This is a genomic window from Flavobacterium tibetense (assembly GCF_003293845.1).
Taxonomy (GTDB): domain Bacteria; phylum Bacteroidota; class Bacteroidia; order Flavobacteriales; family Flavobacteriaceae; genus Flavobacterium; species Flavobacterium tibetense.
Genome location: NZ_QLST01000040.1, coordinates 1 through 1,718, shown reverse-complemented (window position 1 = coordinate 1,718; position 1,718 = coordinate 1). Strand labels below are relative to the sequence as shown.

The following is a 1,718-nucleotide window of genomic DNA, read 5'->3' as shown; positions in this document are numbered from 1 at the left end:
CGATTAATTTAGCTACTACTGGTGCAACAGGCGCAACTTTCTCAGGTTTACCAGCAGGAGTTACGGGTACATGGGCAGGTAATGTGGCTACTATTAGTGGCACCCCTACGGCAGCTGGAACATTTAACTACACGGTAACTACAACAGGCGGATGTCCACCAGCGACTACAACAGGAACTATTACAGTTAATCCACANAAATACAATTGCAGCAGGTACTAACCAAACGGTTTGTATCAACACAGCAATTACTACGATTAATTTAGCTACTACTGGTGCAACAGGCGCAACTTTTTCAGGTTTACCAGCAGGAGTTACAGGTTCATGGGCAGGTAATGTGGCTACTATTAGTGGCACCCCTACGGCAGCTGGAACATTCAACTATACGGTAACTACAACAGGCGGATGTCCACCAGCGACTACTACAGGTACAATTACAGTAACGCCATCAAACACAATTGATGTAGGTATAAATGAAACTGTATGTATTAATAACGAGATTAATGAAATTAATCTAGTTACTACAGGAGCTACAGGAGCTACATTTACCGGATTACCAGCAGGAGTTACCGGTACATGGGCAGGTAATGTAGCTACTATTAGTGGTACACCAACGGTATCTGGAACATTCAACTATACGGTAACTACTATAGGCGGTTGTCCTTCAACAGTAGCAACTGGTACAATTGAAGTTACCCCACGTCCAATAATGACCGCTTCACCTAATCCATTGGTGTTGTGTAATGGCGCTACGATGAATTTGGTTTTAAATAGTGATGTTGCTAGTACTACTTATACTTGGTCAGCATCGACTACCAATATTGAGGGTTCATTTGTTTTAGATGGAGATGGTACAGATATTAATCAGTTAGTTCAATTACAAGATCCTACGGTTGTTGGTTTTGTTACTATAGTTGTAATCCCACGAGCTAATAATTGTGATGGAGATGCAGTTACGATTCAAGTTGTTGTTAATCCAGTACCAGAGATTACGGATGTAAATGTAAGTGCAGAGACGATTTGTTCTAATAATGAAGTATCGATAAGTGTAGTTGGTATTCCAAGTGGGTTAAGTTACACTTGGCAAGCGATTAATAATAATGGAGTAACGATAGTTGGCGGAGTAACTAGTGGCACAAGTACTACGGGTGATATCGATGTTACTTTAGTTACTACTGATCCATTAGTAGCTGGAACGATTCAGTTTGAGATTACTCCGATTCGTAATGGATGTACAGGAGTTTCAGTTGTAACGCCAGTTATTACAGTTAATCCGATTCCGGGCACTCCGATAGGTTTACCAATATCAGAGATTTGTAGTGGCGAGAATGCGAATTTAAATATTTCGGTAACGCCATTGATGACAGGAACGGAGTTAGATTGGGAAGTAGTTGAGGCTGTAAATATCACAGCAGGTTATGCGACTCAAGGTTCAGGAGTATCACCGATATTGATTGATGACATATTGATTAATGAAACGGATCAACAAGGATTTATCCGTTACCGTGTAACTTCACGTTTGAATGGATGTATTGGAAATACTACAGATTTCATAGTTAGAGTGAATCCATTGCCACGTCCTACGTTACAAGACGGAGCGATTTGTGTTGATGGTTCAGGAGTTACCTTCCAGACGTATGTATTGCAGAGTGGGATAAGTGGTGCTATGTATGATTTTGATTGGTATTACAATGATACATTGATTGCAGGAGCAACAGG

General features: G+C 40.8%; 1 protein-coding gene. It reads left to right on the top strand.

What is annotated here, in order from left to right; all coding sequences use genetic code 11:
• Positions 1–336 precede the first annotated feature (336 nt).
• Positions 337–1,718 (top strand): PKD-like domain-containing protein (locus DPN68_RS12985; RefSeq protein ID WP_317047786.1); only part of this gene is annotated, 1,382 nt, incomplete at its 3' end.